Origin of the sequence: Pedobacter borealis DSM 19626, from assembly GCF_000708285.2 — a bacterium.
In the GTDB taxonomy this organism is placed as follows: Bacteria; Bacteroidota; Bacteroidia; order Sphingobacteriales; family Sphingobacteriaceae; genus Pedobacter; species Pedobacter borealis.
This window is the reverse complement of record NZ_JAUG01000014.1, coordinates 37,473-53,391: the sequence shown is the minus strand read 5'-3', so window position 1 is coordinate 53,391 and position 15,919 is coordinate 37,473. Positions and strand designations below refer to the sequence as shown.

The following is a 15,919-nucleotide window of genomic DNA, read 5'->3' as shown; positions in this document are numbered from 1 at the left end:
TTTTATTTCATCGCCATTTCCAAAAAGCTTTTCACTTCATCATTAATATCTTCCTCGAAATAAATCCTCAAATGATGGTTAAATTGATCCGTTCCTGGCACCTGCGCAATCTTAATGAAGCAAAGATTGTTTTCATAAGGTTGATTGAAAGGAATAACCACATGAATAAAATTTTTTCCCAATTGCGTAATGTATGCAAAATTGGTTTTTGATTCAATTGCAATCATGGATTTTGTAGGTCTGAGATTTATCTCTCCTAATCTGGTCAATTGTTCAATAAAAAAACGGAATAACCCTATGGTATATTCCGTTTTTCCGTTTAAAAAGTCTGACAAATGTTTTTCTTCAGACATCATTATCTTTAATCTTCTAGTAATTTTGTTGCAGCCTCATCGGTAAACCAGGTTAATTTTCCATCAATCGGATCAATTAACTGTGAAGGGTAAGTTGCAACATCTTTTTGCTCATCGCCAATAACATGTTTTAAAGCTTCGGCTTTATTCTCTCCAAAAACCAAAAATGCTACATTATCGGCTTTGTTGATTAACGGTGCTGTAAAACTGATGCGGTACGTATCCAATTTCTCTACATAAACCGAAGCCACATTTACTTCTTCATCTTTAACCAAGGTAGTATGCGGGAAAATCGAAGCCGTATGTGCATCATCGCCCATACCTAAAAGGATCAAATCGAAAACAATGTCTTCACCGTTAAAGTGTTTATCGATTGCTTTTTTATATTCGATAGCTGCTTTTTCTGGAGCCAAAGTGGTTTCAACGTAAAAAATATGGTCTTCTTTAATACCAAGTGGATCTAAAATGGTTTTTTTTGCCATTAGTCCATTGTAGTTATCATCATTAGCAGGAACGTTGCGCTCATCGCCAAAGAAGAAGTATACTTTTTCCCAATCAATTCTGTGCTGACCTTCTGTAGCCAGAAGATGATAAAGTGCTTTAGGAGAACTGCCGCCAGTTAATACGAAATTAAAGCGGTCATTTTCTTCGATAGACATTTCTGCAATTTTAATTACATAATCTGCCAGATCCTGATTCAGTTCTTCTAATGTTTTGTATATGAGTAGATTCATTTTTGTAATTAATAAGAGCCGTCATGCTGTCCCGAATATTCGGGATCAGCATCTATCTCGAACAAGACCCTGAAATAAATTACCTTCGGTGAGCTCGCTAAGGCTCGGTTCAGGGTGACGACCTGAGTAAAAATTTATTCCTTATTCTTCAATGGCAGGTTAAACCAGTGGAAACCATCTCTTGCAATAAGTGCTTCAGCTTCTTCTGGTCCCCAGCTATCGGCAGGATAATTAGGGAAGTTGATTGATTTTTTGCTTTCCCAAGTATTTAAAATCGGCATAACCAGTTCCCATGCCGCTTCTACCTGATCGCCACGCATAAACAAGGTTTGGTCGCCCATCATGGCATCTAATAATAGGGTTTCGTAAGCCTCTGGGGTATCACCCTCGTAAGTTCCTTTATAATCGAAAACCATATCAACAGGATTCAATACCATATCCAATCCAGGTCTTTTGGCCTGTACCTGCATACGGATACTCATTTCTGGCTGTATGCTGATTACTAACCTGTTTTGTTGCCAGTTTTCGGTTACACCTGATGAGAAAATCTGATGCGGAACATCTCTGAACTGAATGGTAATTAAAGATGAAGTTTGGTTCAAACGTTTTCCAGTTCTTAAATAGAAAGGAATGCCTTGCCATCTCCAGTTGTCGATATGGAATTTAACAGCAGCAAAAGTTTCGGTATTAGAATGTGCATCAACACCTTTTTCCTGACGGTATCCAGGAACTTCCTTACCTTCAACCCAACCTTTACTATATTGACCCCGAACAGTATGAAAACGGATATCTTCGGCAGAAAAAGGACGCATTGCTCTTAAAACCTCAACCTTACGGTTTCTGATTTCATCGGCATCAAAATTAATTGGTGCTTCCATTCCAACTAAACAAAGCAATTGCAACAGGTGATTCTGAATCATATCTCTTAAAGCACCAGAACCTTCATAATAACCTCCACGATCGCCCACGCCTAACTGTTCAGTTACCGAAATTTGAACGTGATCGATATAAGACCTGTTCCATAACGGCTCGAACAATGCATTGGCAAAACGGAAAGCCATCATGTTTTGTACAGTTTCTTTACCCAAATAATGATCGATGCGATAGATCTGCTTTTCGGTAAAAATGGTGCTCAATAATGTATTCAGCTCTTTTGCTGATTCTAAATCATGACCGAAAGGTTTTTCGATAACGATACGGCTATTGTCTTCATCTTGCGTAAGTTTATATTTTTGCAAACATTCAGCAATAATCGGGAAGAAATTAGGTGCAACTGCCAGATAGAAAATTACCTGTGTTCCGGCTCCAAATTCTTTTTGATATTTTTCTACAGCTCCTTTTAGGTTTTCGAAAGTTTTTGGCTGGGCAAAATCGGTAGGACAGTAGTTCATCGTCTTTGCAAAATCGTCCCATTTATCTTTTTTTACTTTTCCGCTGCGCGAAAACTGGTTTACAGCATCTTCTAAAGCAGCTTTGTAGCTATCGTCGGTAAATTCGGTTCTGCCTGTACCAATAATGGCAAATTTATCTGGCATGTAACCCTCAATAAATAAATTATATAGGGCAGGTGCTAATTTTCTTTTGTTTAAATCACCTGTTCCACCAAATATTACAAAAATGGTAGGGTTTAATGCGGTTTTGGTTTTCATTTTATGTTCTTGTTCGTAAGTCTAATAGGTTATGATAATTTATTCCAATCAGCATGGAAAACACCATCTTTATCGATACGCTCGAAGGTGTGTGCTCCAAAGAAATCTCTTTGTGCCTGGATTAAGTTAGAAGGCATTCTAGCTGTGGTAATGGTATCGAAATAGGTTAGGGTAGATGCAAATGCAGGGATACCCAAACCAGAATTGATACATGCACTAATTGTTTTGCGTGTACCAGCTAAAGTACCTTTGATAATGTTCTGGATACCTGAATCGCCAAATAAATGTTCTAAAGCGTTGTTTTTATCGTAAGCCTGATAAATATCTTCTAAAAATTTAGCCCTGATGATACAGCCACCGCGCCAGATTTTAGCAATTTCCTGTAACTGTAAATCGTATTGGTATTCTTTTGAAGCCTGAACCAGTAAATGCATACCCTGTGCATAAGCACTGATCATAGAGAAGTAAAATGCATCTTCCAGTTCATCAATAGTAACAGCAATTTTGGTGTCTTTTTTGCCAAAAGCCTCTTCTAAAGAAACCCTCAGTTTTTTGAATTTAGATAAATCGCGGTTAGAAACAGCTTCGTTAATGGTTGGTACAGGTAACTGAAGTTCCATTGAAACCTCCGAAGTCCATTTTCCGGTGCCTTTTGAGCGTGCTTCATCTTTAATCTGATCTAAAAGATCGTTTTGTGTTTCTGTATCTTTAAAAAGAAAGATTTCGGCAGTAATTTCTAATAAGAAAGATTGCAATCTACCTTCGTTCCATTTTTTGAATACCTTATATATATCATCATTTGAATAACCTAAGCCATTTTTAAGAATGCCATAAACCTCAGCAATAAGCTCCATAATGGCATATTCGATTCCATTATGTACCATTTTAACAAAGTGGCCAGAAGCACCGGGGCCAATGTAAGTTACACATGGATCGGTTCCAACTTTTGCAGCTACGGCATCAAAAACATCCTTAACTACGTTATAAGCTTGTTTATCGCCACCCGGCATCATACTTGGACCAAAACGTGCACCTTCTTCACCACCAGAAATACCCATTCCAAAGAAATGTAAACCATCTTTCTCCAGTTCGTCAACACGGCGATTGGTATCGGTAAAATGTGAGTTGCCACTATCGATAATAATATCGCCCTTGCTTAAAAGTGGTTTTAGTTCTGCAATAACGCTATCTACAATTGGTCCGGCTGGTACTAATAAGATTAATGTACGTGGTGTTTGTAAGCTAGAAATAAAGCTTTCAATATCGTCAAATCCTTCTAAGTTGTGTTTCTTGCCTTCTTCTTCAAGTTTCGATGTCATTTTTCTGTCTTTATCGTAACCTGTTACAGAGAAGCCTTTATCAGCCATGTTTAATAATAAGTTCCGGCCCATTGTGCCTAAACCGATCATTCCCAATTTATATTTTTTCGAATCGTTATTTGCCATTTTTTATTTTTTATAATGCACCCAAAATTAGGGTTTACAAATTAATATTGCAGCTATTGTTGTTAAAAGATTGTAATAAAGATTATTATTTTTTAGGCTCAACTGTAAAGATGTTGTACTTGTCGGCCAGTTTCCAGAGTTTAGCACCACCTTTAATCCCGTCTCTGTTGGTTACAATTTTAATATTGCTTTCGAGTTTAAAGTCTATTTGTTTAGAATTGCCGCCACCAATATATAAGGTATCATAATTGAAAACCGTTTTGTAGATTTCGATTACTTTTTTGAGCCTTTTATTCCACCGTTCAGTCCCGATTTTTTCGAAAGCCTTATTTCCGATATAATCGTCATAGTCTTCTTCCTTGCTGATCGGGAAATGGGCAAGTTCTAAATGCGGTAGTAATTCTCCATCGAATAATAAAGCTGTTCCAAAACCCGTACCTACTGTGAAAACAATTTCAAAGCCTTTGCCTTCGACTACACCTAAGCCTTGTTGATCGGCATCATTTACCAAACGTACCGATTTGCCTAACTCGTTAGCAACACGCTGAGCGAGATCAACATCTGCCCATTTGTTTTTTGCCAGGTTAGGGGCGGTTTTAACAATTCCGTTTTTAACATAACCAGGAAAACCGATCGATACGCGGTTATAACTAACAGGAAAAGGCTTAATCAACTCTATAATTCCAGAAACAATATCCTTTGGAGTAGCTTCTGGCGGGGTTTTGCTTTTTAAATATTCGGTAAGCATATTTCCGCTTTCATCCAAAAGAACCGTTTTAATGCTTGTACCGCCTATATCAATAGATAATATATTGTTGTTTTCAGCTTTTTTATCTGTAGCCATAATGGTGTATTTATAATTTCGAAGTTCTACAAATAAATTAAAACAACAAATATTAAATGAAGATCGGAGTAATTTAGGTGTAATAATATATTCTATAAAATCTATGTATTTAATAGAATATATTTAAGTTTGTTCCGTTAAACTAAAAACGACCACAAAAGTTATGACGGTAAACTACCTTGCATTTGCCATTCCAGCATTTTTTATTTTTGTATTTATTGAGTTTAGGATCGCTCAGCACCAAAAAAAAGCGAAAATATTTAAATATGAAAGTACGGTTGCGAATTTTAGTGTAGGTATTGCCGAAAGGTTATTGAACTTATTTATTGTAGCGAGTTTTTATCAGGTGTACGATTGGGTGTATTTAAATTATGCAATTTTTGATATTTCTACAAAATGGTATGTGTGGATATTATTGCTTTTGTCGACAGATCTTGTTTGGTACTGGTACCATAGACTAGGCCATGAAATTAATTTTTTGTGGGCTGCACATATTGTTCATCACCAGAGCGAAGAGTTTAATTTATCAGCGGCTGCGAGGATTACGACCATTCAAGCCATTTTCCGCAATGTGTTTTGGTGTATATTACCATTAATTGGTTTTCATCCCAATATGATTATTACCATACTTTTGGCTCATGGAGTCTATTCATTTTTTACGCATACACAATTAATCGGTAAGCTGGGCTGGCTGGAACATATATTCATCACGCCTTCTTTGCATGGTGTTCATCATGCTTCTGACGAAAAATACCTGGATAAAAACTATGGCGATGTTTTTGTATTCTGGGATAAATTATTCGGTACTTTTCAGGCCGAAGAAGAGGCGCCTAAATATGGTTTAACACATCCTATTAAAAGTTATAGTTTCCTTTGGCAACATTTTCACTACTACTTAGAAATAGGAGAGGCGTACAAGCGTGCAAATGGATTTAAGGCTAAATGGAATGCCATATTCGGGAGTCCGGCGTTGATGGATCAAAACATCCGGCCCGTTTTAGAAGAGCGTTACTTTCAGAATAAAATACAACATGTTGCTAAACCTAAGTTTAAAACCTATTTAAATATACAGTTGATAACAGTGGTTGCAATGCTTACCGGCACTACCTTATTTTATAGTTTTTTAACACCATTCAATAAAGCTGCAATACTTGTCTTTATCTTGCTTACTTTAATCAATATTGGCGCACTTTTGGAGCAACGTAAATGGATCTATTACCTCGAATGTTTCAGGTTCATATTAATTTTTGGCTATTTTTTCTACACTTTTAACCTGCTTGGTTTTTTAATATTTCCGGTGATTATTTTAATTGCACTTGAACGGACATTCTCTTTACGTAAACTTTACATGAAGCATGTATTTGAGTACGCAAAAGTAGGTTAGTTATGTTTCTTTATCTTTCGGTTTAGGTTGATATATAAATGTTACAACGCGATGTTTCGTTTTGTTTCTCTATTTATTTTCCTGTCACCATGCCTTGTAATAAAATTATTACGTGGTACCTTTGTGTTGATGATTTAATCCGTTGATGCATTATTTTTCTTTATATATTATTAATAAAGCCATTTTTAGCTTTGTTTAGGTATAACTTGCTTACTCCACTCTTCTTACGATCATCGATATTTCTGTCTGTTTAAATATTCAATTAAAAAATATTTCTTGTTGATTTGTTTTATTGTTTTTAGTTTCGATTTGTTTTGTTAATTTTAATTAACGAAATATATAGTAAGTAAAACCAAATAAATCGCAATCCATTTAGGTTGCTTTTCAATACGTTAATGTTTGTTTAATATATTTTTAACATAAACAGGCTTACTTTGCCCGCAAATCCGGACAAAATAAATCGCAGATATGAACCCTATTACTAACCGGATATACTATAATAATTATGATCAAAAATTTTACTCAACAGATTTCGTGGCATCAATGCGTTCTGCATGTAAAGCAAAGCAGTCCTGATAATCACCAAAAGAAAAGTCGAACTTTTTTTAAGGGTAAACTAAAACGCTTTAGTTTTTTAGTTTGTGTTATGCTGATACAATTAATTTGTATTAACGAAAGTTTTGCGCAAACTCCGGCGCCAAATATTGTAATTAAAGGTACGGTGTTGGATGACCAGGATGGTCAGATATTAATTGGAACAACGATAACGGATAACAATAAGAAGTTTTTGGGGGTAACCAATGAGAAGGGAAATTATACCATCACTATTGCTAAAGGAACTACTGTTCTTTATAATATGGTGGGCTATACAACCTTGCGGAAAACGTTTAATAATAGCGAAAACAATGTGATTGTTAGGCTTACCTCATCCAATAGCCAACTAAACGATGTAGTAGTTACTGCTTTAGGGATCAAACGCTCGGAAAGAGCCCTGGGATATGCCATTACTACTTTAGACAGTTCTTCATTTACAAATGCCGTAGCAACAAACTGGACAGATGCATTATCTGGTAAAGTTGCAGGATTGAACCTAGTTCGTAACAGCGGTTTGGCAGGGTCTAATAAAATCATTCTTCGTGGAGAAAATAATTTAACCGGAGATAACGAAGCACTGATTGTTATTGATGGGGTTGTGGCCAGTAGTAGCGCAAAACGTACTGCCGGAACTGGTGGCGGCGTTTATGGAACATCAGGAGATATTTTGCCAACAGATTTTGGTAGTGCGCTTAGCGATCTAAGCCCCGATGACATTGAAAATGTTACGGTATTAAAAGGACCTGCAGCGTCAGCTCTTTATGGTCAGAGGGGAGCAAATGGAGCCATTGTAATTACGACCAAATCTGCTGGTAGCAGTAAGAAAAAGTTTAATATTACTTTCACTTCTAATACTGCTTTCGAGCAAATTAATAGAGGACCAGATATTCAACAAGAATATGGTGCAGGTGTAAGCGGTGCTAGTTATTATAGTTTTGGAACAAATGCAGATGGTGCAGATACTCATGCAACCAGTTCGACTTACGGCCCAAGGTTTGATGGTACCAGCATGTTTTTTCAATATGATCCAACCACACAAAAAGGGGGGATAACGCGTACGCCCTGGGTTGCTTATCCAAATGCACTGGATGCGTTTTTTAAAACAGGGATTGAAACGACAAACGCCGTAAGTCTGGATGGAAATGCCGGAAAAGTAGGTTTACGCTTTACTGCAAGCCATGGTAATAATGAGTGGATTGCTCCGAATACAGATTTAGAACGTACTTCGGTTTCTTTGTCGGGAAATAGTAACGTAACCAAAAAACTAAATATTGTTTTCAAAGCCAGTTATAATAACAGACACAGCGACAATTTACCTGCAACTGGTTATGGCAATCAGTCGTTAATGTACTGGTTCATGTTTGCACATCCCAATATGAATTTGGATTGGTTTAAAAACTATTGGGTAGCTGGACAAGAACAGCGAAAATTTATAGATTTGACTTCAAGTTTTCCTGAAGGCCCTTATGCAATTTCTGAACAGTATATCAATGGACAGAGAAGAAATGGTATTTTAGGAAATGTACAGGTAACTTATAAGTTTACTAATGATTTAAGCTTGCTGGTACGCTCATCTATCGATTTCAATCATGATATTCGTGAAACCAAGCGTCCTTGGGATGCTGCAGGCGCAAAATTTGCCCAAGGCTCTTATCGTATTCAGGATATTAACTCCTATGAAGCGAACGCTGACTTTTTATTGAGGTATAGCAAGGATCTATCAAGAGATTTAAAGCTTTCTGCATCGGTAGGTGGTAGCCAATTGAGAAATAGATACTACAAATCAGAGCTTCGCGCTGACGGGTTAGTTGTTCCAGGTGATTATAGCTTAGAAAACAATCAAAATCCATTGATTTCGGTACCGGATACCGCACGATATAATATCAATAGTTTGTATGGTACAATGTCTTTATCATTAAAAAACTATTTGTTTTTAGATTTAACCGGAAGACAGGATTGGAACAGTACTTTGGCATCGCCACTTCGTACGGATAATGTTGGTTTCTTCTATCCATCTGCAAGTTTATCTTTCATTGCTTCAGATTTTTGGCAAATGCCTTCGCAAATCAACTATTTTAAACTTCGTGGTTCAATTGCTCAAGTGGGGAGTGGTGGAACAACACCATACCGTACCGCATATAACTATACTCTTGCTGCAAACGGAATTTATCCGGGTGGAGCCATGACAAACCCAAGTATACTTCCAAATAATAACTTAAAGCCACTATCTACTACAACAATTGAGGTTGGCGCCGAGCTGAAGTTATTTAAAAGCAGATTAAATTTCGATTTTGCCGCATACACCGGAAATACAAAAAATCAGATATTAAGCCGTTCGATTGATCGTGCTACAGGATATTCAATTGCCGTATTTAATGCTGGCAGGGTAGATAACAAAGGTTTGGAAATGTCGGTGAATGCAACACCTTTACAGAGCAGATCATTTAAATGGACTGTTAACGGAACGTTTTCTGCAAACAGAAATACAATTAAAGAACTTGCTGATAGCTCAGTAATATTACGTACAGGCCCAATTGGGGGTACCCAAATTGTAGCCAATGTTGGTGGAAGCCTTGGCGATATTTATGGTTTCGGATTGAAGCGTTCACCTGATGGACAAGTTATCTTCGACAATACAGGTAAAGCCATTCCAGATCAAACACAGTTAAAATACCTTGGAAATACGATGCCTAAATTTAGATTTAGTTTTGGTACAGGCGTAACCTATAAGGGGTTTGTAGCCAATGTGTTATTTGATGCACAACTGGGTGCTGTTGCGCACTCATTAACATTTGCAAGAATGGCTGGCCTGGGTAAATTAAAACTAACCTTACCAGGCAGATACGGCGGTTTAATTGGCGAAGGAGTAATGTTAAATTCCGATGGCGTTACTTATAGTCCCAATACCACAGTTGCAACTGATGTAGGTGCATTTTATGAAGCTATATATGGTTCTACCAATGCAGAGGGAAGTACTTTCAGAACAGATTATTTAAAATTCAGAGAAGCAAATATTAATTATACATTCTCAAAAAGACTGGTTTCAAGTTTAGGCTTGAGCCGGATAACGATAGGCGTGTATGGTCGTAACCTATATACCTGGTCGCCGTGGCCAGCCTTCGATCCTGAGTTTGGTACATTGTCGGGTAGCGATATCGTAACAGGTTTTGAAGTAGGGCAACTGCCATCAACCAGAACTTTTGGTGCACGTTTAGTAGTGGGTATAAACTAATAAGAAAATGAAAAAGATTAAAAATATTACAGGTTATGCTTTCTTACTGGTGATGGGGACTTCATTTTTCTCCTGCAAGAAAGATTTCGATAAAATTAATACAGATCCGATAGGTGTTCCAGAAGTTACCGCAGATAAATTGCTGGCACCTACTTTAACAAACGTGTTAGGTGCAAACTTAATACGTAACAGAACCATTAACAATGAATTAATGCAGGTTACAGTTTCAACCCTGGATGAAGTGCTGGAAGGTAGAATTTACAGGTATGATATCAGAAGACAACTATCTGATGCGATGTGGAATTCTTGGTATTCTGAATTGACAAATATAAAGGATATCAATATCATCGCAAGCAAACAAGGTGCAGTTAACACTTCCTATCAGGGCATTTCCAGAATTGCAGAGGCGTGGACGATGCAACTGTTAACAGATAGCTACGGAGATGTACCTTACACAGAAGCAAATCAAGGTAAGGTTGGTGTATTGGAGCCGGCATTTGATAAACAAAAAGATATTTATATGTCGCTACTGAATAAATTGGAAGAAGCAAATACACTTCTTACGGCAGGTCAGAAGATTGAAGCCATTAGCGATCCGGTTTACAATGGAGATATTAGTAAATGGCGCAGATTTGGAAATTCTCTGTATTTGAGGCTGTTGCTGCGTATCTCTGGCAAGGCAGAAGCTAGTGCGCAGGCCATAGCCAAAATTAAAGAAATAGTAGATACCAATCCGGTTAAGTATCCAATTATGACTGATAATACTCATACCGCTAAAATTCTTTGGAATGGTACAAATAGCAGTACAGCGGTATACTCATCGCCATTTATGGTTAGTGTTAGGCCAGCTGATTTCAGGGCTTCCGCCATTGTCGACTTTTTTATGAATAACCTCACTAGCTGGGAAGATCCGAGAATAAATCCGACATTAGGAAAAAATGGTGTAAACAGGTGGAGCATTGCTGCAGGGCCGGCGGGATATATTGGTATACCAAGTGCTTATCCGATAGGTAGTGGAGCACCAGCTAAACAAGCATATTTTTACTCTGATGCACAATCGGGAAATCCGACAAGCTTGCAAACTGATGCTTTTACAGGCGTGATAATGAACGTAGCAGAAGTTGATTTTATTTTGGCGGAAGCTGCTGCCAGGGGCTGGATCAATGGCACCGGTGAAAACTATTATTATAAAGGTGTTGCAGACGGAATTAACTACTGGATGCCAGCTTTATACCCAAACGGTAACGATGCAGCTGTAAGGGCCTACGCTTTAAAAGGTGATTTTAATTGGAATGATGCATTGCCATTAGACAATAAAACGGTTGGTTCTGACAGCAAATTAGAACAAATTCACTTGCAAAAATATTATGCCTTGTTTTTAGTAGACTTTCAGCAATGGTTCGAGTACAGAAGAACCGGTCACCCATTACTTCCAAAAGGAGCCAATTTATTAAATGGCGGAAAAATGCCGGTTCGTTTATACTATCCAATACTTGCCCAATCAACCAATCCAACTAATTATAAAAATGTATTAACAGCACAGGGACCTGATGATGTGAATACATTGATGTGGTGGCAAAAACCTTAAATACTATTGATGATGAAAAATAAATTAAAATATTTTCTTTTGCTGGCAGTTGTTGTTATTATTTACGCAAGCTGCAAAAAGGAAGACGATTATCGCTATAAGTTTTTAGAAAGTGGTTTCATTTCTAACTTTGATTTAAGAAGGTACTATAAAGGATCAGATCTTTCACTCAATTCTGATGCTATAGGGGGTGCTACAAGTATAAGAGGTGTAGTAGTTTCTGACTTTAGGTCTGGCAATTCGGTAGCAGGATTAATTGCTTTGCAAAATAGCCGCATTAACGGCACAGCAGATTCGTTGAGGGGAATTTCATTCAACATCGGAACAGCAGCTTCTAATTATATTCCAGGAGATTCATTGCATATCAAACTGGATGGGGGTATATTGAAAAGGGTTGATGGGATTCTACAGATTACTGGTATAACAAATTCTGCGATAACCAAAGTTGCATCAGGAAGAACCATTAAATTACAGGCAGCAAATACAAGCGCTATTCTAGCTAACCCAGATCGTTATGAAAGCACTTTAGTTGCTATTAACAATGCGGTTTACGACCCGGAACCAACGAGTGATGTAATATACTCGGGAGATAAAATAATAAATGATGGTTTTGGTCTTGCAACATTACGTACCAGTGCCAATGCTACTTTTGCAAATACGGCTGTTCAGCCTTCAGGTAATTTTACGGGTGTAGTATACGTAACTGGCACGGGAACTTCAAAAAAGATCGAATACCGGATGCGAACAGCAGAAGACTTTTTTTATGTTCCGATGCCTAAACTTTCACCTGCTATAATCTCCGGATTTCTTGTTGACCCGAATTCGACTGACGGAAACTATGAATATGTTCAGTTTCTAGCGACCAAAGATATTGATTTTGCGGCAACACCATTTTCAGTAATCACAAACAACAATGCTGGTGCTACTTCATTTCCAGTCCAAGGATGGGCAACAGGGGGAGTAAGAACTTATAAAATAAATATCACTTCAGGAACTGCAAAAAAAGGTGAGTTTTTCTATGTGGGTGGTACAGGTCAGCGGATTAATGGATCTGCTTCGACAGTTATACCAACTTCAAAATGGTTATCAAAAGTTGACTATACTACAGTACCAGGTGCAAATGGTGTAGGGGATGTATCGGGTAACTTGTTAGCCAATAGTGGAAACGTTGCCGGTATTGCATTGTTTGAAGGAATAAATGTTACAGCAAATACGATACCGCTGGATGTTATTTTTTATGGTGGTCCTAATGGAAGTTTTTATATGCCAGGGCCACCTGAGTATGGACTAAGAATCACCATTACTGATAAATTCGCAACCTATGCAGGAAAAGTTCCACAGGAGTATTATGGAAAAGGAACTAATGATATTTCTAAACGTTTTGCTGGTTTTCCAACAGCTTTAAGTTTTGCAAAGTTAGGTGGTATTTACAAAGCAACTAAAGGCGGATGGGAGTCAGTCAGAACAATGACAAGTGTTCCTTTAACCAACACCTCAATACTCAGTGCAATCGAAACCGGAGGCGTTACAACCTTAATCGATAAGTAATAAACAGTAAGAAGGCCAGCGAGAACTGGCCTTCTTAATATTATAAAAATTTAAACCGTATGATTTAATATCAAAAATCATGAACAGAAGATCCTTTATACAAAAATCAACTTTATTAGCCACAACCTTATTTGTTAGTTTAAAATCCTTTCCATCTTCGTTATTCGCTGTTGATGGATTAGTAAGCGGAACGGTAACCAGCAAAGGTAAGGCTGTTTCGGGAGTAGTGATTTCTGATGGATACAGTGTGGTGCAAACTGATAAAAACGGTAACTACGAGATTAAACTTCACGAACTGGCCCGTTTTGTTTGGATCAGCACGCCTTCGGGTTACGAGTTTAAAACCGAAAGTAGCATTGCCCGCCATTATTATAAACCAGATACCGCCGGTAAGTTAAATTTCGATCTTAAGCCGCTAAAACAAAATGATAACAAACATAATTTTATCATTTGGGCTGATCCTCAGGTGAAGAATAAAAAAGATGTGGCGCAAATGATGGAAACCGCTGTTCCTGATACAAGAGAATTGGTTAAAGGAATGGGGAAAACACCCGTTCATGGAATCGGTGTAGGTGATTTAGTTTGGGATAATTTCGATCTTTTTCCTGCATACGATGAGGCTATTGCCAAAATCGGGATTCCATTTTTCCAGGCACTAGGAAATCATGATCAGGATTACAGGCAAGGAGGTGATGATACCTCTGACCGGACTTTTCAAGCACATTATGGCCCAACTTATTACTCTTTTAACAGAGGTAAGGCTCATTACGTGGTTTTAGATGATGTACGTTATTTGGGGGTAGAAAGAACTTACGACGGGTACATCACCCCAACACAGTTGGAATGGCTGGCCAAAGATCTGCAACTAGTGTCTAAAGATGCATTACTGATTATCTGCCTGCATATTCCTGTATATAATGCTGTTAAAAATAACAATGATTTTTATGCCGTATTAAAAGATTTCAAAAACGTTCATATCATGTCGGGACATACGCATTTTAATAAAAATGTAATCAAGAACGGCATTTACGAACATAACCATGGTACTGTTTGTGGTGGCTGGTGGACAGGTCCCATTTGCGAGGATGGTACACCACGTGGCTACGGCGTTTACGGAGTAGACGGAACCAATTTGAAATGGTATTACAAATCTACCGGAAGGGATAGGAAAGAACAGCTTGATATTTATGTAGATACCTTAACCAATCAGAAAAGATTAATCGCCAATGTTTGGAATTATGATCCTGAATGGAAAGTAGAATATTTTTTGGACGGAAAAGCGATGGGCGCATTGGCTCAACAAGATGGATTTGATCCTTTAGCCCTTAAATTGTACAAAGGTGATAAACTGCCAAATCCACGACCATTTGTGGAACCAAGATCAACTGATCATTTGTTTATGGCGCATTTCGAGCCATCGGTTAAAAAAGTAAAGGTAATTGCTACCGACCGCTTCGGAGAGAAATTTGAGGCGGAAATTAATGCGTAATATCCTTATATCTGTTCCGTGCTGTCGGATCCTTTGCTGTCAGATGTTACCATCTGACAGATTATTAATTTCAAAAGCTAAACTAATTATAGATAATAGTGTCAGATAGTAATATCTGACGGCACTATTACGCTTAATCCACTCTAAATATGAAACTTAATACAATAGCAATTTTTATTTTATTATCTGCATTTGCGGTTAAATCATTTAGCCAGGAAGTTAAATTTCCGGTATTTAGCGCAGAAGCACATCGGGGCGGAAGAGGACTTATGCCCGAAAATACCATTTTGGCGATGTTAAATGCCATGAAAATAGAAGGAATTACCACTTTGGAAATGGATACCCACATCTCTAAAGACCGTAAAGTAGTAGTAACGCATGATGATTACCTAAGTCCGGCATTTATGCTTACACCAGAAGGGAAAGATATTCCGGTAACAGATGCCAAAAAATATCCGATTTTTGGAATGAATTACAATGAAATCAAACAATTCGATCTAGGTACCAAGTATTATGAGCAATTTCCTCAGCAGAAGAAAGAAAAAACATACCTTCCTTTGCTTTCAGAACTTATTGATGCCATTCAGCTCGATATTAAGACAAATAAGCGCAAACAGTTTTTTTTATAACATAGAAACTAAATGCAACGAAAAAGAAGATGGCGTTACCAACCCTAAACCCGAAGAGTTTGTTGAACTTTTAATGGATGTAATTTTGAAGAAAAAAATCGCTGATTTTGTTGTGATCCAATCTTTTGATAAAAGGACAATCCAGATTATTCACGAAAAGTATCCTAAAATGAAAACCTCTTTTTTGGTCGCCAATAAAAAAACATATGAAGAAAATATTGCCGATTTAGGTTATAAGCCCTTTATTTTAAGTCCAGTGTGGCAGATGGTGAATGAAGAACTGGTTAAAAAAGCACATGCTGATGGTGTAAAAATCATACCCTGGACTGCTAATACCTTAGCCGATGTTCAGAAATTAAAAGCCTTAAATGTGGATGGTATTATTTCTGATTATCCGGATATTTTAGTTCAGGCAAAATAATATTTTAGG

Annotated in this window: 12 protein-coding genes; 7 read left to right on the top strand and 5 right to left on the bottom strand. The window is 37.5% G+C overall.

Translation table 11 applies throughout. The features are described from left to right. Positions 1-2: 2 nt before the first annotated feature. The 5 genes from AW17_RS06115 to AW17_RS06095 all read right to left on the bottom strand — a co-directional run bounded on the left by AW17_RS06115 (position 3) and on the right by AW17_RS06095 (position 5,025). Positions 3-356: a DUF5655 domain-containing protein gene (locus AW17_RS06115; protein WP_029275243.1), complete on the bottom strand. Its 354-nt coding sequence runs from the start codon at positions 354-356 to the stop codon at positions 3-5. 5 nt (positions 357-361) lie between these two features. Further along, positions 362-1,087, bottom strand: coding sequence for a 6-phosphogluconolactonase (gene pgl / locus AW17_RS06110; RefSeq protein WP_029275242.1), 726 nt, complete (start codon positions 1,085-1,087; stop codon positions 362-364). 134 nt (positions 1,088-1,221) lie between these two features. Further along, on the bottom strand, positions 1,222-2,736 hold the full coding sequence (gene zwf / locus AW17_RS06105; protein WP_029275241.1) for a glucose-6-phosphate dehydrogenase: 1,515 nt from the start codon (positions 2,734-2,736) through the stop codon (positions 1,222-1,224). 29 nt (positions 2,737-2,765) lie between these two features. Beyond that, on the bottom strand, positions 2,766-4,181 hold the full coding sequence (gene gndA / locus AW17_RS06100) for an NADP-dependent phosphogluconate dehydrogenase (protein WP_029275240.1): 1,416 nt from the start codon (positions 4,179-4,181) through the stop codon (positions 2,766-2,768). Positions 4,182-4,266: 85 nt separating this feature from the next. Then, positions 4,267-5,025: an ROK family protein gene (locus AW17_RS06095; protein WP_029275239.1), complete on the bottom strand. Its 759-nt coding sequence runs from the start codon at positions 5,023-5,025 to the stop codon at positions 4,267-4,269. 163 nt (positions 5,026-5,188) lie between these two features. On the opposite strand from AW17_RS06095, the gene AW17_RS06090 reads away from it, so the two are divergent. From AW17_RS06090 to AW17_RS25250, 7 genes are all read left to right on the top strand, one after another. After that, the gene (locus AW17_RS06090; protein WP_029275238.1) at positions 5,189-6,409 is read left to right on the top strand and encodes a sterol desaturase family protein; all 1,221 of its coding nucleotides are present in this window, start codon (positions 5,189-5,191) and stop codon (positions 6,407-6,409) included. Positions 6,410-7,055: 646 nt separating this feature from the next. After that, positions 7,056-10,235 carry a SusC/RagA family TonB-linked outer membrane protein gene (locus AW17_RS06085; protein WP_051691657.1) on the top strand — a complete coding sequence of 1,060 codons (3,180 nt, stop codon included), beginning with the start codon at positions 7,056-7,058 and terminating at the stop codon, positions 10,233-10,235. Positions 10,236-10,242: 7 nt separating this feature from the next. Next, complete coding sequence (locus AW17_RS06080) at positions 10,243-11,823, top strand: SusD/RagB family nutrient-binding outer membrane lipoprotein (RefSeq protein WP_029275236.1); 1,581 nt, start codon at positions 10,243-10,245, stop codon at positions 11,821-11,823. A gap of 12 nt (positions 11,824-11,835) precedes the next feature. Continuing rightward, positions 11,836-13,371 carry a DUF5689 domain-containing protein gene (locus tag AW17_RS06075; protein WP_051691656.1) on the top strand — a complete coding sequence of 512 codons (1,536 nt, stop codon included), beginning with the start codon at positions 11,836-11,838 and terminating at the stop codon, positions 13,369-13,371. A gap of 79 nt (positions 13,372-13,450) precedes the next feature. Beyond that, on the top strand, positions 13,451-14,860 hold the full coding sequence (locus tag AW17_RS06070) for a calcineurin-like phosphoesterase C-terminal domain-containing protein (RefSeq protein ID WP_029275234.1): 1,410 nt from the start codon (positions 13,451-13,453) through the stop codon (positions 14,858-14,860). Positions 14,861-15,009: 149 nt separating this feature from the next. Continuing rightward, positions 15,010-15,489: a glycerophosphodiester phosphodiesterase family protein gene (locus AW17_RS25095; protein ID WP_280739937.1), complete on the top strand. Its 480-nt coding sequence runs from the start codon at positions 15,010-15,012 to the stop codon at positions 15,487-15,489. Continuing rightward, positions 15,374-15,910, top strand: a complete 537-nt coding sequence (locus AW17_RS25250) for a glycerophosphodiester phosphodiesterase family protein (RefSeq protein ID WP_342421323.1) — start codon at positions 15,374-15,376, stop codon at positions 15,908-15,910. Before AW17_RS25095 ends, AW17_RS25250 begins: the two co-directional genes overlap by 116 nt. Positions 15,911-15,919: the final 9 nt, after the last annotated feature.

What these genes read in the sequence shown, in the direction of transcription:
- AW17_RS06115 (WP_029275243.1), bottom strand. Translation starts at nt 356, where the DNA reads ATGATGTCTGAAGAAAAACATTTGTCAGACTTTTTAAACGGAAAAACG.
- pgl (WP_029275242.1), bottom strand. Translation starts at nt 1,087, where the DNA reads ATGAATCTACTCATATACAAAACATTAGAAGAACTGAATCAGGATCTG.
- zwf (WP_029275241.1), bottom strand. Translation starts at nt 2,736, where the DNA reads ATGAAAACCAAAACCGCATTAAACCCTACCATTTTTGTAATATTTGGT.
- gndA (WP_029275240.1), bottom strand. Translation starts at nt 4,181, where the DNA reads ATGGCAAATAACGATTCGAAAAAATATAAATTGGGAATGATCGGTTTA.
- AW17_RS06095 (WP_029275239.1), bottom strand. Translation starts at nt 5,025, where the DNA reads ATGGCTACAGATAAAAAAGCTGAAAACAACAATATATTATCTATTGAT.
- AW17_RS06090 (WP_029275238.1), top strand. Translation starts at nt 5,189, where the DNA reads ATGACGGTAAACTACCTTGCATTTGCCATTCCAGCATTTTTTATTTTT.
- AW17_RS06085 (WP_051691657.1), top strand. Translation starts at nt 7,056, where the DNA reads ATGCTGATACAATTAATTTGTATTAACGAAAGTTTTGCGCAAACTCCG.
- AW17_RS06080 (WP_029275236.1), top strand. Translation starts at nt 10,243, where the DNA reads ATGAAAAAGATTAAAAATATTACAGGTTATGCTTTCTTACTGGTGATG.
- AW17_RS06075 (WP_051691656.1), top strand. Translation starts at nt 11,836, where the DNA reads ATGAAAAATAAATTAAAATATTTTCTTTTGCTGGCAGTTGTTGTTATT.
- AW17_RS06070 (WP_029275234.1), top strand. Translation starts at nt 13,451, where the DNA reads ATGAACAGAAGATCCTTTATACAAAAATCAACTTTATTAGCCACAACC.
- AW17_RS25095 (WP_280739937.1), top strand. Translation starts at nt 15,010, where the DNA reads ATGAAACTTAATACAATAGCAATTTTTATTTTATTATCTGCATTTGCG.
- AW17_RS25250 (WP_342421323.1), top strand. Translation starts at nt 15,374, where the DNA reads ATGAGCAATTTCCTCAGCAGAAGAAAGAAAAAACATACCTTCCTTTGC.